33 protein-coding genes and 1 pseudogene are annotated in these 21,426 nt (G+C 30.3%); 33 read left to right on the forward strand and 1 reads right to left on the reverse strand.

Features of this window, described 5'->3' with window-relative positions; translation table 11 throughout:
* The first annotated feature begins 123 nt into the window (after window positions 1-123).
* The 10 genes and pseudogenes from QIA19_RS02880 to QIA19_RS02925 all read left to right on the forward strand — a co-directional run bounded on the left by QIA19_RS02880 (window position 124) and on the right by QIA19_RS02925 (window position 8,527).
* On the forward strand, window positions 124-651 hold the full coding sequence (locus QIA19_RS02880; protein WP_002557056.1) for a hypothetical protein: 528 nt from the start codon (window positions 124-126) through the stop codon (window positions 649-651).
* Window positions 648-1,343, forward strand: a complete 696-nt coding sequence (locus QIA19_RS02885) for an LptA/OstA family protein (protein WP_301365690.1) — start codon at window positions 648-650, stop codon at window positions 1,341-1,343. Before QIA19_RS02880 ends, QIA19_RS02885 begins: the two co-directional genes overlap by 4 nt.
* Window positions 1,321-2,112, forward strand: a complete 792-nt coding sequence (lptB, locus tag QIA19_RS02890; protein ID WP_301366232.1) for an LPS export ABC transporter ATP-binding protein — start codon at window positions 1,321-1,323, stop codon at window positions 2,110-2,112. The genes QIA19_RS02885 and lptB overlap by 23 nt, the downstream gene beginning before the upstream one ends.
* The gene (gene pgeF, locus QIA19_RS02895) at window positions 2,109-2,798 is read left to right on the forward strand and encodes a peptidoglycan editing factor PgeF (protein WP_301365692.1); all 690 of its coding nucleotides are present in this window, start codon (window positions 2,109-2,111) and stop codon (window positions 2,796-2,798) included. Before lptB ends, pgeF begins: the two co-directional genes overlap by 4 nt.
* A gap of 1 nt (window position 2,799) precedes the next feature.
* Complete coding sequence (locus tag QIA19_RS02900; RefSeq protein ID WP_301365694.1) at window positions 2,800-3,546, forward strand: Nif3-like dinuclear metal center hexameric protein; 747 nt, start codon at window positions 2,800-2,802, stop codon at window positions 3,544-3,546.
* Between the two features lie 10 nt (window positions 3,547-3,556).
* Window positions 3,557-4,069, forward strand: coding sequence for a signal peptidase II (gene lspA / locus QIA19_RS02905; RefSeq protein WP_301365696.1), 513 nt, complete (start codon window positions 3,557-3,559; stop codon window positions 4,067-4,069).
* Window positions 4,070-4,113: 44 nt separating this feature from the next.
* A complete protein-coding gene (locus tag QIA19_RS02910) occupies window positions 4,114-4,293 on the forward strand; it encodes a hypothetical protein (protein ID WP_002665281.1) in 180 nt (59 codons plus the stop codon).
* Window positions 4,294-4,306: 13 nt separating this feature from the next.
* Window positions 4,307-5,128: a TIGR00282 family metallophosphoesterase gene (locus QIA19_RS02915; RefSeq protein ID WP_002557063.1), complete on the forward strand. Its 822-nt coding sequence runs from the start codon at window positions 4,307-4,309 to the stop codon at window positions 5,126-5,128.
* Between the two features lie 89 nt (window positions 5,129-5,217).
* Complete coding sequence (gene murA / locus QIA19_RS02920) at window positions 5,218-6,501, forward strand: UDP-N-acetylglucosamine 1-carboxyvinyltransferase (RefSeq protein WP_301365701.1); 1,284 nt, start codon at window positions 5,218-5,220, stop codon at window positions 6,499-6,501.
* Between the two features lie 788 nt (window positions 6,502-7,289).
* Window positions 7,290-8,527: pseudogene (locus tag QIA19_RS02925) on the forward strand (MATE family efflux transporter).
* A 196-nt stretch (window positions 8,528-8,723) separates the two neighbouring features.
* On the opposite strand, the gene QIA19_RS02930 reads toward QIA19_RS02925, so the two are convergent.
* Window positions 8,724-9,113 (reverse strand): hypothetical protein, encoded by a 390-nt coding sequence (locus tag QIA19_RS02930; protein ID WP_301365703.1) that lies wholly within the window; start codon window positions 9,111-9,113, stop codon window positions 8,724-8,726.
* Between the two features lie 490 nt (window positions 9,114-9,603).
* On the opposite strand from QIA19_RS02930, the gene tuf reads away from it, so the two are divergent.
* From tuf to secY, 23 genes are read left to right on the forward strand one after another with little or no spacing between them, the layout of a single operon-like run.
* Complete coding sequence (gene tuf / locus QIA19_RS02935; RefSeq protein WP_091972162.1) at window positions 9,604-10,788, forward strand: elongation factor Tu; 1,185 nt, start codon at window positions 9,604-9,606, stop codon at window positions 10,786-10,788.
* A 50-nt stretch (window positions 10,789-10,838) separates the two neighbouring features.
* Entirely contained in the window at window positions 10,839-11,150 is a 312-nt protein-coding gene (rpsJ, locus tag QIA19_RS02940; protein WP_002557068.1) for a 30S ribosomal protein S10, read from the forward strand.
* A 35-nt stretch (window positions 11,151-11,185) separates the two neighbouring features.
* On the forward strand, window positions 11,186-11,806 hold the full coding sequence (rplC, locus tag QIA19_RS02945; protein WP_301365707.1) for a 50S ribosomal protein L3: 621 nt from the start codon (window positions 11,186-11,188) through the stop codon (window positions 11,804-11,806).
* A gap of 9 nt (window positions 11,807-11,815) precedes the next feature.
* The gene (gene rplD / locus QIA19_RS02950; protein WP_002557070.1) at window positions 11,816-12,445 is read left to right on the forward strand and encodes a 50S ribosomal protein L4; all 630 of its coding nucleotides are present in this window, start codon (window positions 11,816-11,818) and stop codon (window positions 12,443-12,445) included.
* Window positions 12,446-12,465: 20 nt separating this feature from the next.
* On the forward strand, window positions 12,466-12,762 hold the full coding sequence (gene rplW, locus QIA19_RS02955) for a 50S ribosomal protein L23 (RefSeq protein ID WP_002557071.1): 297 nt from the start codon (window positions 12,466-12,468) through the stop codon (window positions 12,760-12,762).
* A 21-nt stretch (window positions 12,763-12,783) separates the two neighbouring features.
* Window positions 12,784-13,617, forward strand: a complete 834-nt coding sequence (gene rplB / locus QIA19_RS02960) for a 50S ribosomal protein L2 (RefSeq protein WP_301365711.1) — start codon at window positions 12,784-12,786, stop codon at window positions 13,615-13,617.
* Between the two features lie 9 nt (window positions 13,618-13,626).
* Entirely contained in the window at window positions 13,627-13,905 is a 279-nt protein-coding gene (rpsS, locus tag QIA19_RS02965) for a 30S ribosomal protein S19 (protein WP_002557073.1), read from the forward strand.
* 6 nt (window positions 13,906-13,911) lie between these two features.
* Complete coding sequence (rplV, locus tag QIA19_RS02970) at window positions 13,912-14,274, forward strand: 50S ribosomal protein L22 (RefSeq protein WP_002656402.1); 363 nt, start codon at window positions 13,912-13,914, stop codon at window positions 14,272-14,274.
* Window positions 14,275-14,277: 3 nt separating this feature from the next.
* Window positions 14,278-15,156 carry a 30S ribosomal protein S3 gene (gene rpsC, locus QIA19_RS02975; RefSeq protein WP_301365714.1) on the forward strand — a complete coding sequence of 293 codons (879 nt, stop codon included), beginning with the start codon at window positions 14,278-14,280 and terminating at the stop codon, window positions 15,154-15,156.
* A 4-nt stretch (window positions 15,157-15,160) separates the two neighbouring features.
* Window positions 15,161-15,577 carry a 50S ribosomal protein L16 gene (gene rplP, locus QIA19_RS02980; RefSeq protein ID WP_002656214.1) on the forward strand — a complete coding sequence of 139 codons (417 nt, stop codon included), beginning with the start codon at window positions 15,161-15,163 and terminating at the stop codon, window positions 15,575-15,577.
* A 2-nt stretch (window positions 15,578-15,579) separates the two neighbouring features.
* A complete protein-coding gene (gene rpmC / locus QIA19_RS02985) occupies window positions 15,580-15,780 on the forward strand; it encodes a 50S ribosomal protein L29 (RefSeq protein ID WP_002557077.1) in 201 nt (66 codons plus the stop codon).
* 2 nt (window positions 15,781-15,782) lie between these two features.
* Window positions 15,783-16,037 carry a 30S ribosomal protein S17 gene (gene rpsQ, locus QIA19_RS02990; protein ID WP_002557078.1) on the forward strand — a complete coding sequence of 85 codons (255 nt, stop codon included), beginning with the start codon at window positions 15,783-15,785 and terminating at the stop codon, window positions 16,035-16,037.
* A gap of 27 nt (window positions 16,038-16,064) precedes the next feature.
* Entirely contained in the window at window positions 16,065-16,433 is a 369-nt protein-coding gene (gene rplN / locus QIA19_RS02995; protein ID WP_002655934.1) for a 50S ribosomal protein L14, read from the forward strand.
* A gap of 14 nt (window positions 16,434-16,447) precedes the next feature.
* Window positions 16,448-16,753 (forward strand): 50S ribosomal protein L24, encoded by a 306-nt coding sequence (rplX, locus tag QIA19_RS03000; protein ID WP_301365717.1) that lies wholly within the window; start codon window positions 16,448-16,450, stop codon window positions 16,751-16,753.
* Between the two features lie 5 nt (window positions 16,754-16,758).
* The gene (rplE, locus tag QIA19_RS03005; protein ID WP_002557081.1) at window positions 16,759-17,307 is read left to right on the forward strand and encodes a 50S ribosomal protein L5; all 549 of its coding nucleotides are present in this window, start codon (window positions 16,759-16,761) and stop codon (window positions 17,305-17,307) included.
* Between the two features lie 16 nt (window positions 17,308-17,323).
* On the forward strand, window positions 17,324-17,509 hold the full coding sequence (locus tag QIA19_RS03010) for a type Z 30S ribosomal protein S14 (protein WP_002557082.1): 186 nt from the start codon (window positions 17,324-17,326) through the stop codon (window positions 17,507-17,509).
* A 9-nt stretch (window positions 17,510-17,518) separates the two neighbouring features.
* Window positions 17,519-17,917 (forward strand): 30S ribosomal protein S8, encoded by a 399-nt coding sequence (gene rpsH, locus QIA19_RS03015; RefSeq protein WP_301365720.1) that lies wholly within the window; start codon window positions 17,519-17,521, stop codon window positions 17,915-17,917.
* Between the two features lie 16 nt (window positions 17,918-17,933).
* Window positions 17,934-18,476, forward strand: coding sequence for a 50S ribosomal protein L6 (gene rplF, locus QIA19_RS03020; RefSeq protein ID WP_008882708.1), 543 nt, complete (start codon window positions 17,934-17,936; stop codon window positions 18,474-18,476).
* A gap of 17 nt (window positions 18,477-18,493) precedes the next feature.
* Complete coding sequence (gene rplR, locus QIA19_RS03025) at window positions 18,494-18,853, forward strand: 50S ribosomal protein L18 (protein ID WP_008882555.1); 360 nt, start codon at window positions 18,494-18,496, stop codon at window positions 18,851-18,853.
* A 12-nt stretch (window positions 18,854-18,865) separates the two neighbouring features.
* Complete coding sequence (gene rpsE, locus QIA19_RS03030; protein WP_002557086.1) at window positions 18,866-19,363, forward strand: 30S ribosomal protein S5; 498 nt, start codon at window positions 18,866-18,868, stop codon at window positions 19,361-19,363.
* Window positions 19,364-19,366: 3 nt separating this feature from the next.
* On the forward strand, window positions 19,367-19,672 hold the full coding sequence (gene rpmD, locus QIA19_RS03035) for a 50S ribosomal protein L30 (RefSeq protein WP_002657114.1): 306 nt from the start codon (window positions 19,367-19,369) through the stop codon (window positions 19,670-19,672).
* Entirely contained in the window at window positions 19,672-20,109 is a 438-nt protein-coding gene (rplO, locus tag QIA19_RS03040; protein WP_002658858.1) for a 50S ribosomal protein L15, read from the forward strand. The genes rpmD and rplO overlap by 1 nt, the downstream gene beginning before the upstream one ends.
* Before the next feature lie 12 nt (window positions 20,110-20,121).
* On the forward strand, window positions 20,122-21,426 hold the full coding sequence (gene secY, locus QIA19_RS03045; protein ID WP_301365725.1) for a preprotein translocase subunit SecY: 1,305 nt from the start codon (window positions 20,122-20,124) through the stop codon (window positions 21,424-21,426).

Consider the following 21,426-nt stretch of genomic DNA (forward strand, 5'->3'; position numbering starts at 1 on the left):
ATTTAACATTATAATTGATTATATAAATAAATTTTGTTTGATAAAGTTTTTGATGTTGTGTTGTTATGTTTGGTAGATTGTCAATTGAAATAGAAAAAATTTCTAGTCTTGTGAAAAATGTTTATGAAAATACTTAGACTTTGTTTGTTGTTTTTGTTTTTTGCTTGTACTTTCGATTATGATGAGTATTCTAGTAGATCTGATGTGGCCAAAAAGTTTCCTTCAATACAAATATTAGGAATCAAGTATTATGATGTTGTATACAATAAAGAGCAAACTGTTTTAAATTCTTTAAGCTTTAGTTATTTCAATGACTATAAAATTTATAAGGCAGAGAATGGAAGGTTTTTATATCATTCCCTAGATAATGAAATTTCAGGGAAGTTTAATAATTTGGAAGGTTCTTATATTACAAAGGATTTGGATATGAGGGATTCTGTAGAATTTAAAATAGAAGATAAAAATAATTATTATTTACTTAATTCAAATAGGCTTTTATGGAAGAATAAAGACAAGAAGTTGCAATCTCCCCCAAATGAGCTAGTATTAATTAGATTTAATGATAGCAAAATAAACGGAAAAGGATTTTCTTATTTTTTAAAGAGCAATGTTTTTTATTTTGATTCTGGAGTTGAAGGAATCATGAATTGAGGGATTTAATTTTAACATGGATTTTTATTATTTTTATTAACAATATTCAAGCAACACAAATAGAATCCAGCCTTAAATCTGGAAGGATTAAGGAAAGTGATGAGAAAAGCACCAATTTTACCTTTAAGTCAGATTTTGCACAAGGAGTAGTGTCTTCTTTTTATAAAAAAATTGTTTTAAAAGGGAATTCAGAGGTTATTTCCTCCGATTTTAATCTTAGAGCAGATGAAATTGAAATTTATGGAGAAAATGGCTCTTATCTTGAAGCTAGAGGCAATGTTTTTTATAAAGATTATAAGAATAAAATGAATGTTAAAGCTCAGTTTTTGTTTTTTAATAGAAAGTTGGATAATTTTTATCTTCAAAAAGGGGTTGAGCTTGAAGACTTAGAAAACAATATGATTGTTAAAGCAGAAAGAATTGAAGGCAGTAATAAAACTAATGTTTATATTATGCAATATTCTGTTAAAATATATAAGGATGATACTTTTGCAAGAGCTGAAAATGGGACTTATAATAAAGAAGAAAAAGAAATGATTCTTGAGGGGGTTCCAGTAATTTACCAGAAAGACAACTATTATTCTGCTTCAAGAATAATTTTCAATACAAAAACCAATAGGTATAAACTTGAGGGAAGTGTTGAAGGAGAATTTACTCAAGTTGAAAATGATGTTTCTGAAGAAAAAAAATAAAATAAAAGAGATTAAGGAAAGCCTTAACCTTGATTCTGTTAATAATGTTGTCTTAAAAGCAGACAACATTATTAAAAAGTATGGTGAAAAGCTTGCTGTTAATGGTATTACAATTGGCATTCATAAAGGTGAGGTTGTGGGGCTTCTTGGTCCAAATGGAGCAGGCAAAACAACAACATTTTATACTATTGTAGGCTTTATTAAGCCTAATGCAGGCAAGGTTTTAATAAATGATTATAACATTTCATCTCTTAATATGTATGAGCGTGCACGAATAGGAATTGTATATCTTCCCCAAGATGCTTCAATTTTTAGAGAACTTACAGTTGAAGAGAATATCATGGTTGCTTTAGAGAGAAGAGAAGATCTATCTAAAGCTGAGCGCAAAATAGAGCTTGTGAATTTGCTTAAAGAATTTGAGATAAAAAGAGTACAAAGCCAAAAAGCATATACTCTTTCTGGTGGAGAGAGAAGGCGAGCAGAGATAGCAAGAGCTTTGGCTGTAAATCCCTATTTTTTACTCTTAGATGAACCTTTTGCTGGTATTGATCCTATTGCGATTGGGGATATAAAGAATATAATAAAAATTTTAAAAGAGAAAAACATAGGAGTTCTTATTACTGATCATAATGTAAGAGATGCTTTTGATATAATCGACAGAGCTTATATTGTTTATCAGGGGCAAGTGCTTGATGAGGGCGATGTTGATTATATAATAAGCAGCGAGAAAGCCAAAAAGCTTTATTTGGGAGAAGAATTTAGATTATGAAAACAATAGATCATGAACTTTATTATGAATTTAGGATAGCTGATGATGTTAAAATGATTTATACTAAAAAACCTTTTAATTTAAAATTAAAAGAACTTAGCAATGATAATTTTAACTTTGTTCCTAGGTCTAAGAAAATAAAATATTTAAAGCAATTGCATACAGATATTATTTATAAAGTTGAAGATGATTTTGTTAATTTTCAAGAAGGAGATGGTCTTATATCTAGCTCTTTAGATGTAGCCCTTGTTGCTTACTTTGCAGATTGTCTTCCAATATACTTTTATGATTCGGTGAAAAAAATTATAGGACTTATTCACAGTGGATATAAGGGAAGCTTTAATTTGATTATTTTAAAAATGTTATTTGTGTTTGAAAAAATGGGATCAACTTTTAAGGATTTGAAAATTGTTTTTGGGCCTTATAATAGATCTTGTTGTTATGAAGTTTCTGAAATTTTCTTAAAAGAAGTAAGTAATAAATTTAGCAAAGATTTATTAAATGCTTCTTTTGTTACAAGAGATGGTAAAATATACTTTGATAATGCTAGTTTTAATTTAAATTTACTTTCTAGTTTTAATTTAAATATTTATAATTCAAAGCTTTGTACGTATTGTTTGAAAAATCTTTATTCTTATAGAAGATTAAGAGAAAGTCAAAGTTATGCTTTAATTTGGAGAATTTAATTTGAATGTAAGAGATTTGTCTTTTAGGCTTAATTCAATTTTTGATATAAATAAGTATGAGCATATTGATAAAAATTTAAATGGGCTTCAAGTGGGGAATATTAATGCTAAGGTTAACAAGGTTGCCTTTGCTGTTGACGCTAGCTTTTCAACCTTAAAAGAAGCAAAAGGAAATGATTTTTTAATTACCCATCACGGTATTTTTTGGTCAAAAAAAGAGAGCATTGTTTCTAATATGTATGATAAAACAAAATTTTTAATTGAAAATAATTTAGCTCTATATTCGGTGCATTTGCCTATGGATGCTCATTCTGTTTATTCGCACAGCAAAGTGTTTTCAGATTTTTTAGGATTAAAAAATCCTTTTGCTTTTGCAAATTATGGAGGGTTTAATCTAGGAATTATTGCTGATTCTGTTTTTAGCTTTTCTGAAATTTTAGAAAAAATCAAAAAGGAAAATAAACATATTCTTTTTTCGAAAAAGTTCAAAGAATCGGTGAATAAGGTTGCAATTGTTAGTGGTTCTGGATACTCTTTTTTTGAAGAAGCTTTATGTCATGATGTAGATTTGTTTATAACCGGCGACACTTCTCATCAAATATATTCTTTGGCAGAAGAATTCGGTGTGAACTTAATTTTTGCAGGTCATTATTTTACTGAAACTTTTGGTTTAATTAAATTAATGGAAGATTTCAAAATTCAAGAAGATTTAGAGGTTAAATTTATTTGTAAAAATACTAATTTATAAGGATTTTTGTATGAGCGCTAAAAGTAAGCAATATTTCAATATTTTTGTATTTATTATTAGTTTGATTTTTTTTGATCAACTTTCTAAGTATTTGGTTGCAAAGTATGTTAAATTAGGCTCAATATATTTTTCCTTTTTTGATGATTTTTTTAGGATAATACATGTAAGAAACACAGGTATTTTATTTTCTATGGGCTCTAATATCCATTATAGCTTGAAAAAAATTTTTTTTCTTGCAATGCCTATTTTCATTTTAATATTTGTTTTTTATCTTTCTTTGAAAGAAAGAAATTGTATTGCCAGAATTTCACTTTTATTAATTTTTTCAGGGGGAGTGGGAAATGTTATTGATAGATTGTTTAGGCCTTCTGGGGTTGTAGATTTTTTAGATTTGAAATTTTATGGAATTTTTGGACTTGATAGATGGCCTACTTTTAATTTTGCAGATAGCTATGTTGTTATAGGTATGATTTTATTTTTAGTTTATGATTTTTTTATAAAAAGAAAAGCGCTTAATAAATGAAAATTTTGAGTTTTATTTTATGTATGTTAATGAACTTGTCATTAATGTTTCTAGTTTTCTTTTTAGAGTTTTTTTTAGTTGTTAAATTTAGCATTATTGTAAAGCCTTATTTGCAATTTATATTGATTTTTATGATGATTGTTTTCGCTGTTTTGGTGGGGTATTTTGTGTCAATTTTTATTGTAAGAAGTTTGCTTATTAAGTTGTTTGAATTAGATCAATAAAAAGAGAGGCTTTGTGTCTTTAAGGATTTTAATTACTGGCGAGGTTGTCGGTAAAGCTGGGATTATTGTTATAAAATCTTTTTTATCATCCTTTAAGGTGGAAAAAAAGATTGATTTTGTAATATCTGGCAATAATTTTACTACAGGCTTAAGAGGTCTTGGAAAAAAGCATGCCTTTTTATTAAAAAAGTATGGAATTGATGTTTTAACTTTAGGTGAAAATGCTTTTGCAAGGCCTGATTTATCTGATGATCTTGATAAGTATAATTTTATTTTAAAACCTTTAAATTGTCCTGCAAAATTAAAGGGATATTCTTATTTTATTTATAATATTAATGGCAAAAAATTGGCTGTGATTAGAATTGTAGGTCAAACAGGAATAACCAAATATAAATTTAATCATCCTTTTTATAGTTTTGATTTTTTTTATCAAAGAATCAAAATGCAAACAAATAATATTATTGTTCTTTTTGATTCAAATACTACAGCTGAGGTTAATGCTTTGTTTTTTTATCTAAAATCAAGAGTTAGTGCTTGTCTTGGAACTGGGAAAAGGATTTTAACAGCTGATTTGAGAATTTTAGATAATACTGCTATTATAACTGATTTGGGGAGAGTTGGGAGTTTAGACAGTGTTATTGGATATTCTCCCGATTTAGAGGTGGATAAATTTTTGAAAGGATTTTTAAATCAGAAATTTAATGAATCTTGGGAAGGCCTTGGTTTTAACGGTGTTTTAATTGATATCGATGAGAATGGCCATTCTTTTTCTGTAGAGACTGTTAGAGAATATATAGATTGTAAATCGAGTTTAAAAGATATGGATATTGTTTGATATTCATATCTTTAGATATTCTTTAAATTTTAATAATCTTATCTGTGTGATTTAATTTTATTAAGTTTTTATATATAGGAGGATGGATTATGCATAGTTATATTGTAGAAGGTGGCTATAAGATAGGTGGTCAAATTACAGCTAGTGGGAATAAGAACGCTGCTTTACCTTGTATTTTGGCTGCTTTGCTTACCGATGAAGAGGTTATTTTAGAAAATATTCCTAATATTAATGATGTAAAAGTTGTTTTAGATATTTTAAATGATATAGGAGCAGATATTGCAAGAGAGGGAAATACTTTAAAAATAAAAGTTTTAAATATTGTAAAAACAGAAATAGATTCTTCTTTTACAGATTTAATTAGGGCTTCCATACTTTTATTAGGACCTTTTGTTTCTAGGTTTGGGGAAATAGATATGGCGCTTCCAGGAGGAGATGTGATTGGAAAGAGGAGGCTTGATACTCATTTTTACGGGCTTTGCAAGCTGGGGGCCAAGTTAGGCACAAAAGATAGAAGGATTGTTTTAAAGGCTAACAAGCTTGTTGGCGCTGAAATGTTTTTAGATGAAGCTTCTGTTACAGCCACAGAAAATATCATTATGGCTGCAGTTCTTGCTGAAGGAAATACTGTTATTATGAACGCTGCTTGTGAGCCACATGTTCAAGATTTATGTAATATGTTGAATTCAATGGGTGCTAATATTTTAGGAATTGGTTCAAATGTTTTAGAAATAAAGGGTGTAAAAAAATTAAGTGGGACCGTATTTAGAATAGGAGCTGATTTCATGCAAGTTGGTTCTTTAATTAGCCTTGCTGCATTAACAGGGGGTGAGTTGGAAATTAAAAAAGCAGACCCCCAGCATTTCAGATTAATTAGGCATGTATATTCAAGACTTGGCATTAATTTTGAATATGACAGGGAAAATGTATATGTAAGAGATAAGCAAGAATTAAAAGTTAAGTTAGATTTTGGTGGGCACATTCCAAAAATTGATGATGGCCCATGGCCAGCCTTTCCAACAGACCTTATGAGTATTATTGTAGTTACTGCAACGCAAGTAGAAGGCACAGTTTTAGTTTTTGAGAAGATGTTTGAATCTAGGATGTTTTTTGTAGATAAATTAATAAAAATGGGTGCTCGAATTGTGCTTTGTGATCCACACCGCGTAGTAGTTACGGGTAAATCTTCTCTTAAAGGCAATGTTTTGTCTTCTCCGGATGTACGAGCGGGAATGTCTCTTCTTATTGCTGCTTTTGTTGCTGAAGGTCGCAGTGAGATTCAAAATGTTTATCAAATTGAAAGAGGATACGAAGATGTAGCTAACAAATTAATTAATTTGGGTGCAAAAATCAAGAAAGTTAAAAGTCAATAGTTTAGTGTTGAGCTTTATTATATGTGTGATTTATGGAAAATGTTTTTAATAGAAGATAAAGATAAGGTATTAAGAGGTTGAATTATGAATGAAAATATATTACATTAATTTTTATTGTTGAGATTTTTTGTTATTTTATTTAGTTGGTCTGTAATTTGAAGTATTATTAGGGTTTTAGTGTTTTTATCTAATATTATTAATTTTTTTATTTTATAGTTTAAAGATCTTAGTGTAAAAAATAATATTGAAAGATTGATAAAAATTTGCAGAGAGGTATTTCTGATTTTGAATTTTTATTTTTATAATATTAATTATTCTTTTAAATAAAGTATTTATTTCTCTGCTTTAATTCGTAAGAATGGTTTTAATTTTATTAATTACTGTTTATTTATGATTAATATCAGAATTATTAAATTTTTATTATTTATTATATCTGGTTTTAATTTTTCTGTTTTTGGTTATGATTTTTTTGTTGTGGCAGATTAATGGATTTTATTTATATCTTGGTCATTTAATGCATAACATGTTGACTATTAATTGTTTTGACATTGTATATTAATTTTTAATTTCAAAAATTAAAAATTAAATACTTGTTTATTACTGATGAATAAATTTGATTTTAGATTTTTTATAAAAAATGTTTTAGATGGAGATAAAATTTTATGTCTACAGATAAGAGCAAGACTAGGGAATTAATATTAAATGGCAATTTATACAAGGTTCTTTTTTTAATAAGTTTTCCTATTGTTATAACCAATATTATTCAAGCTTTTTATGATCTTACTGATATGTTTTATGTTGGCAAACTCGGAGCCATGCCTTTGTCAGCGCTTTCACTTGCTGGTCCTGTAAATTTTTTTATTATAGCTATTGCTATGGGAATGGCTACAGGAAGCATTTCTTTGATGTCAAAATGCATAGGAGAGGGAAATTTTTCTCGTTTTTCAAGATATGCAGGGCAACTTATTGTTTTAAACTTTGTTTTATCCTTATTTGTTACTATTTGTGTTTTTTTTTTATTGATCATCTTTTAGATTTATTGGGTGTAAAAGGAGAGCTTAAAGAACTTTCAAGAGTTTATTTTTATGTGACAATTTTTGCAATACCTATTATGTTTTTAAGTATTTCGATTACATATATTTTAAATGCTCAAGGAGAAACTATCCTTTCAATGACAATAGTTTTATTTGCCAATATTGTTAATTTTATTCTTGATCCAATTTTAATATTTAGTTTTAATATGGGCATTACTGGAGCTGCTTGGGCCACTTTATTTTCAAAATTGTTAACAGTTGTCTTTTATTTATTTTTGACTTACAGGCTAAATTATGGATTAAAAATTCATCTGAAGGATTTAGTGATAGATGTAAGATCTATTAAAGAAATTGTTAATCTGGGATTGCCCTCAACTTTTGGGCAAATAATGGTTTCGTTGTCTTTTTTTATTTTCAATTATATAGTTATTGAGATTAGTCCAAAATTTTTGGCGGCTTATGGACTTACAAACACCATTATTTCTTTTTTATTTCTTCCTGCTATGGGAATTGGTACTGGAATTATTTCAATTGTTGGGCAAAATCTGGGTGCTAAGAAAGTCAATAGGGTGGGAGAAGTTTTGAAAAAAGGGTTTTTTATTTCTTTGGCAATTTTATTGATAATAAATTCGATTGTTATTTTTAATAAACATTTTATACTAAGGTTGTTTACAAATGATTTAGAAGTTTTAAATTATGCTAATAATTATTTATTGTTAACAACTATTGGTACTTTTGGATATGGACTCCAACAAGTATTTTTTGGGGGACTTATTGGGTCTGGTAGGACAAAAATTGCAATGATTGTTATTTTTATTAGGCTTTGGCTTATTCGTCTTCCAGTAGTTTTTATTTTTCAATATTTTGGCATAATCGAAAATTCTTTAGGTTATGCTTTTATAATTTCAAATTATTTGGCAATTATAATTTTAATTGCTTTTACTTTCACTCGTTATTGGGCTAAGCCTATTTTAATTAAAAAATACAAATAGTAATTAAGATTTATTTTATATTTGCATTTTGCTAAAAAATGGCTGATTTGTTTTTAATAAATTTAATGTCTTGGCCTTAAAAATAGATTTTAGATTCTTCGTTAATCTATTTTTAAGTGTAATTGTTTGTTTGCAATAAAGCTTTTTTAAGTAGAATTAATTTTAATAATTTTAGGTTTTAAATCATTTCTATTTGTTATTGTTTTTCAAAAATATATAATGTGTTTTTTCTTTTAGTATTGATTTTAGTTTTTAAATGAAAAGTTTTTGTTTCAAGCCCATTAAGTTTTTCTTTTATTAATTCACCTGTTTTGCTGCCTTCTTTAAAAATTGCCAATGAATTTGCATTTATATCTTCTGAGCTTTTGTTTTTAAGGGTAATTATTAGATTATTTTTGCTGTCGGATTTGTAGTTTATTATTTCTACTTTTTTTTTGGTTTTTATAGTGCTAATAAGATAGATAATTTCTTTTGCATTTTCTTTTGATTTTATTGTGCTTGTTTTCATGCAAGACATAAAAACAATTGAAATGCTAGAAATTGAAAGTATTGGCAATAATTTAAGCTTAAATTTTTGAGCTTTCATCATTTTTATTATATTTTTTTACTAGGGAAAGTGTTAGCCTTTTTGATAAAATAAAGGTTTTTTGATCAATTTTAAATAGTTACTAGATTTCAAAAAGTATTTACTATTGTGTTAAATTTCATTTTTTCTGAATGTGTTGAGTATTGCTTATTTTAAGTGGTTGCTTTTAAAGCTTTGTTTTTCAACATTTTGTGATTTTCTTTAATTAATGTAAAGTTTCTATTAATTTTTAATACTATTATATGTGTAGTGAATTGAGTTTAAAAGTTTAAGCGTATTGACTATATTTTATAAAATGTGTAGAATTTTAAAGCTATTAAAATTTTTTAGAAAAACACGTAGTTCGGGTCAATTTCTAAAAAATTGATTTTTTTATTTTTTTGATTATTTGTAGCTATTTTCTTATTTTAATAAGAATAAATTTGTTAAAATTTTTTAAAGAGATTAAATGTAAGTAGCTATTTAGAATGTGAAATTTAGGAGGTTAGTCATGGCAAAAGAAGTTTTTCAAAGAACAAAGCCGCACATGAATGTTGGAACAATAGGTCATGTTGATCATGGTAAAACAACACTAACAGCGGCTATTAGTATTTATTGTTCAAAATTAAATAAAGATGCAAAAGCATTAAAGTATGAAGATATTGATAATGCACCCGAAGAGAAAGCAAGAGGAATAACAATTAATGCTAGGCATATTGAGTACGAAACAGCTAATAGACATTATGCTCATGTAGATTGTCCAGGCCATGCCGATTATATAAAAAATATGATTACAGGAGCAGCTCAAATGGATGCAGCGATACTTTTAGTTGCTGCTGATAGTGGTGCTGAGCCTCAAACAAAAGAGCATTTGCTTCTTGCTCAAAGAATGGGAATAAAGAAAATAATAGTTTTTTTAAATAAATTGGACTTAGCAGATCCTGAACTTGTTGAGCTTGTTGAAGTTGAAGTTTTGGAACTTGTTGAAAAATATGGCTTTTCAGCTAATACTCCAATAATCAAAGGTTCAGCTTTTGGGGCTATGTCAAATCCAGAGGATCCTGAATCTACAAAATGCGTTAAAGAACTTCTTGAATCTATGGATAATTATTTTGATCTTCCAGAAAGAGATATTGACAAACCATTTTTGCTTGCTGTTGAAGATGTATTTTCTATTTCAGGAAGAGGCACTGTTGCTACTGGGCGTATTGAAAGAGGTATTATTAAAGTTGGTCAAGAAGTTGAAATAGTTGGAATTAAAGAAACTAGAAAAACCACTGTTACTGGTGTTGAAATGTTTCAGAAAATTCTTGAGCAAGGTCAAGCAGGGGATAATGTTGGTCTTCTTTTAAGAGGCGTTGATAAAAAAGACATTGAGCGGGGACAAGTTTTGTCAGCTCCAGGTACAATTACTCCACACAAGAAATTTAAAGCTTCAATTTATTGTTTGACTAAAGAAGAAGGCGGTAGGCACAAGCCATTTTTCCCAGGATATAGACCACAGTTCTTTTTTAGAACAACCGATGTTACTGGAGTTGTTGCTTTAGAGGGCAAAGAAATGGTTATGCCTGGTGATAATGTTGATATTATTGTTGAGCTGATCTCTTCAATAGCTATGGATAAGAATGTAGAATTTGCTGTTCGAGAAGGTGGAAGAACCGTTGCTTCAGGAAGAATTCTTGAGATATTGGAATAGGTTAAGACTTTAAGGATATATTAATACTCTCTAAAGTTTAGGAGAATAAATTGATTGCTAAAGATAAGATACGCGTAAGATTATTTAGTTTTGATGTTAAAATATTAGACCAGAGTGCCGAATCTATTGTTAAAGCTGTTCAGAAGGCTAAGGCTCAGATTAAGGGTCCAATCCCTTTGCCGACAAAAATAAAAAAATATACTGTTTTACGTTCTCCTCATGTCAATAAAAAATCAAGAGAGCAATTTGAGATGAGAACTCATAAAAGGCTTATTGATATCTTAGAGCCTACTTCTGCTTTAATGGACTCTTTAATGAAATTAGAGCTTCCAGCAGGTGTTGAGGTAGATATTAAACAGTAAATGATATTTTAAGTATATGAATTTGAGGTATTTTAATGTTGGGATTGATTGGAAAAAAAGTTGGCATGACTCAGATATTTCAGAAAAATGGCATTGTGGTTCCTGTTACTGTTATAGAGTTTCAGCCCAATTATATTATAGGGAAGAAAACGGTCGATAGAGATGGTTATAGCGCTCTTATAGCAGGTTCTGTTGATCTTAAGAGTTCTAAAGTTTCAAAGCCTATAAAAGGCCAGTATAAAGGTTTAAAAGATATTGAACCTAAAAGATATGTGATAGAGCTTAAGGGGCTTGACGGGTATGATGCTGGTGATGAGATTAAGGTTGATGTTTTTAAGTCGGTTAAGTATGTAGATGTTACAGGGACTACTAAAGGCAAAGGTTTTCAAGGGGCTATTAAAAGGCATAATTTTAGTGGTGGGCCATCTTCTCATGGATCAAAATTCCATAGACATCTTGGTGGAACAGGACAAGCTACTACTCCTGCAAGAACATTTAAAGGGACTAAAATGGCTGGTAGAATGGGCGGAAATCAACAAACTATTCAAAATCTTGAAGTTGTTTTAATCGATGAAGAAAAAAGAGCCCTTCTAGTAAAAGGGGCTGTGCCTGGTGCTAAGGGTTCTTTTGTTGTTGTTAAGAAATCTAAAAAGTAGGTATTTAGTATGGAAAGAAAAGTTTTTTCTAAAGATGGGAAAGAGATTGGAACTATAAATTTGGATGATAGAGTTTTTAATATAGAAATTAGTCATGGGTCTATTTATAATGCTATAAAAAACGAATTGTCTAATCTTAGGGTTGGAACATCTTCAACTAAAACCAGATCAGAGGTTAGAGGTAGTTCTAAAAAGCCTTGGAAGCAAAAAGGAACCGGTAGAGCTAGGGTTGGTACAAAGCGAAATCCAGTTTGGATTGGCGGAGGTATAGCATTAGGGCCAAAGCCTAGGGATTATAGCTATAGATTGCCTAAAAAGGTAAAAAAGCTTGCATTTAAGTCTGTATTAAGTTTGCGTGCTGCTGATGAAAATAGTTTTAAAGTTATTGAGAATTTTAATGTTGAGTCTGGAAAAACGAAAGATCTTGCTTTAATAATAAAAAATTTTGCAAGTTTTAATGGTAAGGTGGTTATTCTTTTGGGCAATGATGATCAGATGATAAAAAGGGCTGGTAAAAATATAAGAGATTTAAAGATTTTATCTTTTGATAAACTTAGGGTTGTTGATTTATTTTATGCTAAGAATTTAATAGCTCTAGAATCTGCTGTTAACAAGCTCAATGAGTTTTACATTAAATAAAAAGGATGTTGAGGATAAGTATGAAGGCTTATGATATAATAGTTTCACCGATGCTTACTGAAAAAACTAATACTCAAAGGGAAAGTATTAATGTTTATGTTTTTAAAGTTAATAAGAGAGCAAATAAAAAAGAGGTTGGTGCAGCAATAAAAGAACTTTTCAATGTTACTCCAGTATCGTGTAATTTGCTCAATATTAAAAGTAAAGCCAAGGTTGTGGTGTCTAGAAAAGGGTACCCTATAGGTAAGGGAAAAACTTCTTCATGGAAGAAGGCATATGTTTATCTCAAAAAGGAAGATAAAATAGATATTTTTTAGTGGTTTTGGAGAAAAATAAATATGGGTATTAAGACTTATAAGCCAAAAACTTCTTCTTTGCGCTATAAGACGACTTTATCTTTTGATGATTTGAGCAAAGGTAATGATCCTTTGAAATCTTTAACAAAAGGTAAAAAATTTAAATCGGGCAGAGATTCTTCTGGTAGGATTAGTATTAGAAGAAGAGGTGGTGGGCATAAGAGAAAGCATAGGTTGATTGATTTTAATCGAAGAGATAAATTTAGCATTCCTGCTCGAGTTGCTTCTATTGAATATGATCCTAATAGAAGTGCTAATATAGCTTTGCTTGTTTATAAAGATGGAGAAAAAAGGTATATTATTTCTCCTAAGGGCATTAAGGTTGGAGATGTTTTGGAAAGTGGTCCTAATGCTCCAATTAAAATTGGCAATGCCTTACCTCTTGAAAATATTCCTATTGGAAGAACTGTTCACAATATTGAGCTTAATGTTGGAAAGGGTGGACAGCTTATAAGAAGTGCTGGTGGATATGCTATGATACTTGCTTCTGACGGGAATTATGTCACTGTAAAATTATCATCTGGTGAGATGAGATTGATTTTTAAAAAATGTATTGCAACGATTGGTGAAATTGGAAATGAAGATTATGCCAATATTTCTATAGGGAAAGCTGGTAAAAGTAGGTGGCTTGGTAGAAGACCCAAGGTTAGAGGTGTTGCTATGAATCCTGTTGACCATCCACATGGTGGTGGTGAAGGAAAAACTTCTGGAGGGCGTCATCCTGTGTCTCCTTGGGGACAGCCTACTAAAGGTTATAAGACTCGCAAGAAAAAGAGATATTCGGATAAATTTATTATTAAAAGAAGAGATAAATAGGAGGGTATAGTGGCAAGATCTATTAAAAAAGGACCTTTTATAGAAAAGAGTCTTTATCAAAAAGTTTTATCATCTTTTGGAAGTGAGAAGAGGGTTGTTATTAAAACCTATTCCAGATCTTCAACAATAATCCCCGAAATGGTAAGCCTTACTATATCTGTTTACAATGGCAAAACTTTTATACCTATTTATATTACTGAGGATCTTGTGGGGCATAAGCTTGGCGAGTTTTCACCTACAAGGATTTTTAGAGGGCATGCTAAGTCAGATAAAAAGGGAAGGAAGTAAGTAGTTATGTTGGTAAATAGAAGATATACGGCAAAGGGCAAAAATTTACCCTCTTCTCCAAAAAAAGTTAGGCCAATAGCTGACAATATACGGGGAGAGTCTTATATTAAGGCTATTGCAGTGCTTTGTTCTATGCCTAATAAAGGAGCTAAGCTTTTAGAAAAAGTTGTTAAGTCAGCAGCATCAAATGCTATGTATCACAATAAAAATCTTTCCGAGGACATGATATTTGTTAAAACAGTTATGGTTGATGATGGGCGTCGTCGTAAAAAGATTTGGCCTAGAGCTAGGGGTAGAGCTGATAGGCTTGTTAATAGAAATTGTCATATTTTTGTTGAAGTTGATGAAAAAAAAGATATTAAAGGATAAAGCATGGGCCAAAAAGTACATCCATATAGCTTAAGGGTAAAAATTAATAAGGATTGGAAATCAAAATGGTATTTTGATAAAAAATTGTATTCTGCAATTCTTCATGAAGACTTTTTAATAAGGCGAGAAATTATGAAGTTTCTTAAAGGGATTAAATTTGATATTTCTGATATAGAAGTAATTAGAAATAATCCCCAAAAAGTAACAGTAGTAATTGTTACTCCAAGGCCTGGTTCTGTGATAGGGCTTAAAGGTTCTAATCTTGAAAAGATTGGTCAATTGTTAACTAAAAAAATTTCTAAAAAGATTAGCATTAAGATTAAAGAGGTTAAAAGACCAGAGCTTGATGCTCAAATTATTGCTAATGGGATTGCAAAGCAAGTAGAAAATAGAGCGTCTTATAGAAAAGTTTTAAAATCATCTCTTTCTACCTCTATGTTAAAAGGTGCTCAAGGGTTAAAAATTAAGATTGCTGGTAGACTTGGTGGGGCAGAGATTGCTCGAAGCTTTGAGGTTAAGGAAGGTCGGGTTCCTTTGCACACTCTTAGAGCCAATATAGATTATGGATTTTCTGAGGCTCAAACTACTTATGGCATTATTGGAGTTAAGGTTTGGTTATTTAAGGGTGAAGTTTTAGGGAGGCAAACTAATTCTGATGCTGGCCAGGTAATAAATAAAAAGCCTTTTAGGGAAAGAGGCGATGCTGTTAAAAATTTTGATAAAACTTTAAATAATAGAGAAAAGACTAATGAAAAGCAAACTAGGCTTTTGAATAAAAAAGATGGGCCGTTTAAAGATGAAGTAGATCTTTTAAATAAAAAAAAACTTAGTGTGTCTTTTTCTAAAGAAAGAGGCGATTCTAATGAGCAGGATGGAGGATAATTAGATGTTAAGTCCAAAAAAGGTTAAATATAGAAAGAAGCAGAGAGGAAGATTGTCTGGAGAGGCCCAGAAGGGCAATAAAATTTCTTTTGGAGAATATGGACTTGTTTCTTTGGAAACAAATTTTATTACTGCTCGTCAAATTGAGGCTGCTCGTATTGCAATGACTCGTAAAATAAAAAGAGGTGGAAGGGTTTGGATAAGAATATTTCCTGATATTCCTTATACTAAAAAACCAGCTGAAACTAGAATGGGTAAGGGCAAAGGGGGTGTTGATCATTGGAATGCTCCTGTTAAGCTTGGCACTGTTATGTTTGAAATGTCGGGGGTTGTAGAGGAGCTTGCTCAAGAGGCTATGTCGCTTGCAAGCTCTAAGCTTCCAGTAAAAACCATGTTTGTTGTAAGGCGAGATTTGAGGTAATTATGTTGAAAAATTTCAAAAATTTTACTCTTGAGGACATGAAGGCTAAAAGGCTAGAATTGAAGAAAGAATATTTAGATTTAAGATTTAAATCTGTTGTTGGTCATGTTGAAAATCCTTTAAAGAAAAGAGAGATTAGACGTGATATTGCAAGACTTAATACAATGATTTGTGAATATGAATTAGGTATTAGAAAGGTTTAGATATGGCAAGAGAAAATAAAAAAGAATTAATTGGTAAAGTTGTTAGTGATAAAATGTCTAAGACTATAGTAGTAGAAATTGTTCAAAGAAAGATGCATCCAATTTATCATAAGTATTTAAAGGTTAGTAAAAAAGTTAAAGCACATGATGAAAAAGAAGTTTCAAAGGTTGGCGATAAGGTGAAAATTATTGAAGTCCGACCTATTAGTAAAGATAAAAGATGGTCTCTTGTTGAGGTTTTAGAAAAGTTAAAATAGTTTTGATTTTTCTAAAGGAGGTTGATTATGATTCAGATGCAAACTTATTTAACAATTGCGGATAATACTGGTGGCAAGGTGGCTCAATGTATTAAGGTGCTTGGTGGCAGTAAGAGGCGTTATGCCAAAATTGGGGATATAATAACCATTGTAGTAAAGCAAGCAATTCCTAATTCTTCTGTTAAAAAAGGAGATGTTCATAAAGCTGTAATTGTTAGGACTTCTAAAGAAGTAAGACGTAAGAATGGAACTTATGTTAGGTTTGATGACAATGCTTGTGTGATACTTGATGCTAATTTAAGCCCTAGGGGCAAAAGAGTATTTGGACCTGTTGCAAGAGAACTTAGGGATGCTAATTTTATGAAAGTAGTATCATTGGCTTCAGAGGTTATATAGCAAAAGGGGGTTTTGTGAAGACAAAGTTGAAGATAGGTGATAGCGTAAAAATTCTTTCTGGAAAAGATAGAGGTAGAATAGGTAAGATTGCTAGTATAAATAGAAAAAAAAATAAAGTTATTGTTGAATCTTGCAATTTGGTTAAAAAAGTCATTAAAGCTAGGACGCCTCAAGAAAAAGGCAGAATAATAGATAAGGAGGCCGCTATAGATATTTCAAATGTGATGATATTTGTCAAGGGAGCTTCTTCAAGATTAGGCATTAGATTTGAAAATAATGAAAAAATAAGGTATTTTAAAAAAAATGGACAGAGGATATAGAGTTTATGAATTATGTTCCTGAATTGAAGAAATATTATAAAGATAGTGTTATAAAAGAGCTTGTTAAGGAATTTGAATATAAATCTATAATGCAAGTTCCCAAGCTTGAGAAGATAGTAATTTCTGTAGGTGTTGGGGAGGCTGTTAGGAATAAGAAGTTATTAGATTCTGCTGTTTTAGAGCTTGCTCAGATCACGGGTCAGAAAGCTGTAAAGACAAAAGCAAAAAAAGCAATAGCCGGGTTTAAAATTAGGCAAGGACAAGAAATAGGCGCTAAAGTTACACTTAGGGGTAATGCAATGTATGAATTTTTATATAAGCTTATTCATTTGGCATTGCCAAGAGTTAAGGATTTTAGGGGAATCAATGGGGATGCTTTTGATGGTAATGGAAATTACTCTTTTGGGATAACGGAACAAATAATATTTTCTGAAATAGACTATGATAAAATAGAGAGAATATCTGGTTTGAATATTACAATTGTGACAACAGCTTCAAATGATAAAGAAAGCAAAGCTTTGCTTTTGAAATTTGGAATGCCGTTTAGTAATTAGGGGATTTATAAGGTATATGGCAAAAAAATCAATGATTATTAGGGCTTTAAGAAAGCCTAAGTATAAAACAAGGCAAAATAATAGATGTAAATTGTGTGGTCGTCCAAGAGGATATTTAAGGGATTTTTGTATGTGTCGAATATGTTTTAGAAAGTATGCGTCTGAAGGATTAATTCCTGGCGTTTCAAAATCAAGTTGGTAAGGGAATTTTATGGCGATTACTTATTCAGTAGGAGACATGCTAACTAAATTAAGAAATGCAAGCAGAGTTGGGCATGGATCTGTAGATTTAAAGATGTCTAATATGAATAAATCAATATTAAACATTCTTAAAGAAGAGGGTTATATTAAGGATTTTAATTTTTTAGAAAAGGAAGGGATTGCTTTTATTAGGGTTTTGATAAAGTATGACAGCAAAAGAAATCCTGTTATAAATAAAATAGATGCCATTTCTACTCCTGGTAGAAAAATTTATTCTTCATATAAAAATATGCCAAGAATAAAGAATGGATATGGAATATTAATTATATCTTCTTCTCAAGGTGTTATTACTGGCAAGGAAGCTAAAGATAAAAAAATAGGTGGTGAGTTGATTTGCTCAGTTTGGTAGTTTAATAGGGGGATGTATGTCACGTATTGGAAGACTTCCGATAAAGATTCCAGATGCTGTTAAGGTTGATGTTAAAGACAACTTAGTGATAGTTGAAGGTGTTAGGGGAAGATTAGTTCAAGATATAAAAGACAGTATTAATGTTAAAGTTGAGAATGGTAGTGTTATTATTGTTCGAGTTTTAAATGATAAAAAAGCAAAAGCCTACCACGGTCTTTACAGAAGTTTAATTTTTAACATGGTAAAAGGAGTGACTGAAGGATTTTCTAAGTCTCTTACTATAAATGGTATAGGATATAGAGTAGAGCAACAAGGCAATAGCCTTTTTTTAAGCCTTGGTTATTCAACTCAGTTTGAATATGTTATTCCAGATGGTATTAGCGTAAAGCTTGACGGGAATACTAAAATTTCAGTTGAAGGAATAGACAAGTTTAAGGTTGGTCAGGTTGCTGCTGAGATTAGAAGTTTAAAAAAACCAGAGCCATATAAAGGAAAGGGCATTAAGTATGATAATGAAGTTATTAGAAGAAAAGTTGGAAAATCTGGTGTAAAAAAATAAATTTTAGGTTAATAATTATGAAAAAAATAAAAGAAGCAGAACAGAGAAAGCTTAGACGTAAAAAAAGAATAAAGGACAAAATAGGGCGCGGAGTAGCCAGTAGGCCACGAATTACTATATTTAAATCTAATAGGTATTTTTATGCGCAAGTTATAGATGATAGTAAGGGACATACTGTTGCAAGTATTTCTACTATTGAAAAAAGTCTTAATTTAGGCAAAAATATTGATGATGTAAAAAAACTTGGAGAAGTTCTTGCTAAAAGGCTTAAGGAGAAAAATATAAATAATCTTATTTTTGACAGAAATGGTTATAAGTATCATGGACTTATTGCAAGTTTTGCAACTTCTTTGAGAGAGTTTGGTATTAATATTTAAGGGAGTGTATTTATGGTAGATGTTCAGGCTCAAAGAAAGCAGATAGAAAAATTAATATCACTCAATAGAGTTACTAAGGTTGTTAAGGGCGGAAGAAGATTCTCTTTTGCTGCTTTCATGGTTGTTGGAGATGGAGAAGGACATGTTGGTTGGGGCTTTGGTAAAGCTAATGATGCTAGTGATGCAATAAAAAAAAGTTTAACAAGTGCTAGGAAGAATTTAAGATTTGTTCCTATTCGAAAAGGAACATTGCCACATGAGGTTATTGGTTGCTTTAAAAAAGCTAAGGTTTTAATCAAACCAGCTACTCATGGTACTGGTGTTATTGCAGGGGGCCCTGTTCGTGCTGTAATGGAGGCTTTAGGAGTGCATGATATTTTGAGCAAATCTCTTGGTTCTAATAATTCTATGAATGTAGTAAAGGCGACTTTTAAGGCATTTGATTTAGTTTTGAATGCTGAAAAAGTAGCAGAAATGCGAGGAAAAACTTTGAAAACTTTATGGGGTTAATGTATGATTAAAAGGAAATTAAGATTACAACTAAAGAAAGCTAGGTTTAATGCTTCAAGATCTAGATCTAAGAATAAATGTTTTATTAGAAGAATGGAAAATAATAGAAAAATTATTTCTAAAAACAATATTAATGTGCAAGTTTTTCTTGTAAGAAGTCTTATTGGGAAATTAAATAAAAAGGTCAAAGTTTTAAAAGCATTAGGTTTAAATAAAATAGGCGATAAAAAGGTACATTTTTTAAATGAATCTATTAAGGGTATGCTTAACGAGACTATTAATATGATTTTATTAAGCGAGGTAATGTAATGTTTAACTTGTTAAAGCCTAAGGGAGCGAGCAAGCGACGTAAAATTGTTGGCAGAGGTCCAGGTTCAGGACTTGGCAAAACTTCTGGGAGAGGTCAAAAAGGGCAAAAAGCAAGAAATACTTCGCCAAGACTTGGATTTGAAGGTGGGCAGACTCCTCTTTATAGAAGATTGCCAAGGAAAGGTTTTTCTAATAGTGATTATAAATTGGAATATGCAATTGTTAATCTTGGAGATATAGATAAAAAATTTAAGGATGGACAAGTTGTCAATTATGATACTTTGCTTGAAAATAAACTTATAAAAAAGAAAAATAAAAAAATTAAAATTTTGTCTAATGGTAAGCTTACGAAAAAAGTTTCTTTTGAGGTTTCTAAAATTTCTAAATCGGCTGAAAGCCTTATAATAAAAATTGGTTGTACTATTAAATTAGTTTAAAGTGGAATAAAGATGAAAGAATTGTTTTTAAGTTTATTTACTGTTAAGGATTTGAGAAATAAGTTCTTGTTTACTTTATTTGTTCTTTTTCTTTTTAGAGTTGGTTCATATTTGCCGATACCAGGAATAGATTCTGTAGCGCTTAAAAGTTATTTCAAGTCGCAATCAGATTTTTCAATTGCCAATTATTTTGATTTTTTTTCAGGGGGAGCTTTTAGTAATTTTTCTATATTTATGCTTAGTATAGGGCCTTACATTTCGGCATCTATTATTGTTCAGCTTCTTGTTTATTCTTTTCCTTCTTTGAAAAAAATGCAAGAAGGTGACGGCGGAAGACAAAAGACTAAAAAATATACAAAATATTTAACAATAGTTGCAGCCGTAGTTCAAGGATACGCAACAAGCCTTTATGCTAAAGGTATTCCGGGTGCCGTTACCATTCCCTTTTATAGATATATATTTATTGTTATTTTAACAGTTACTACGGGGACATTTATCCTTTTGTGGTTTGGAGAGCAAATTAATCAAAGAGGTGTAGGTAATGGAACATCTTTGATAATTTTTTCTGGCATAGTGGTTAGACTTCAAGCGGCTTTGTTTAACTTGTTCCAAAGCATGCAGGATCCTTCTCAAAATGTTAATCCTGTTTTTGTTATACTTATTATAAGTATATTTATTTTAGTTGTTATATTGATTATATATGAATATAAGGCTCAAATGCGAATTGCCATTCATTATGCTAGAGCAAATTCTAATAGTACAGTTAGTTCATATTTGCCAATCAAGTTGAATCCATCGGGCGTTTTGCCTGTTATTTTTGCCTCTGTTTTAATTACTCTACCTTTACAAATTTTAAGTGGTTTTGCAGAAACTTCTTCCATAGCCAGACAAATTTTATCTTATTTAAGGCCCAATGGTTTTTATTATACTTTTTTGAATGTAATTTTGATAATTGGATTTACGTATTTTTATTCTAAGATTCAGTTAAGCCCTAAAGACATAAGTAATAATATTCGTAAGAATGGGGGCGCTATTCCGGGAATAAAGTCTGATGAGATGGAAAAATATTTAGATGAAATTATGAATAAAACCCTATTTTCAGGATCTGTTTTTTTGTCAATTATTGCAATTATTCCATTTTTAGTGCAAAATATTTTTAGATTTCCACACGATGTTTCTAGAATAATGGGGGGGTCTTCTTTGCTTATTATGGTAGGGGTTGCTCTTGATACATTAATTCATATTGATGCTTATTTAAAAACTCAAGGATTTTCTCATGGAAATAAAAAGAATTATGCATTTTTGCAAAAAATTTAG

This window comes from [Borrelia] finlandensis (assembly GCF_030438365.2).
GTDB lineage: Bacteria > Spirochaetota > Spirochaetia > Borreliales > Borreliaceae > Borreliella > Borreliella finlandensis.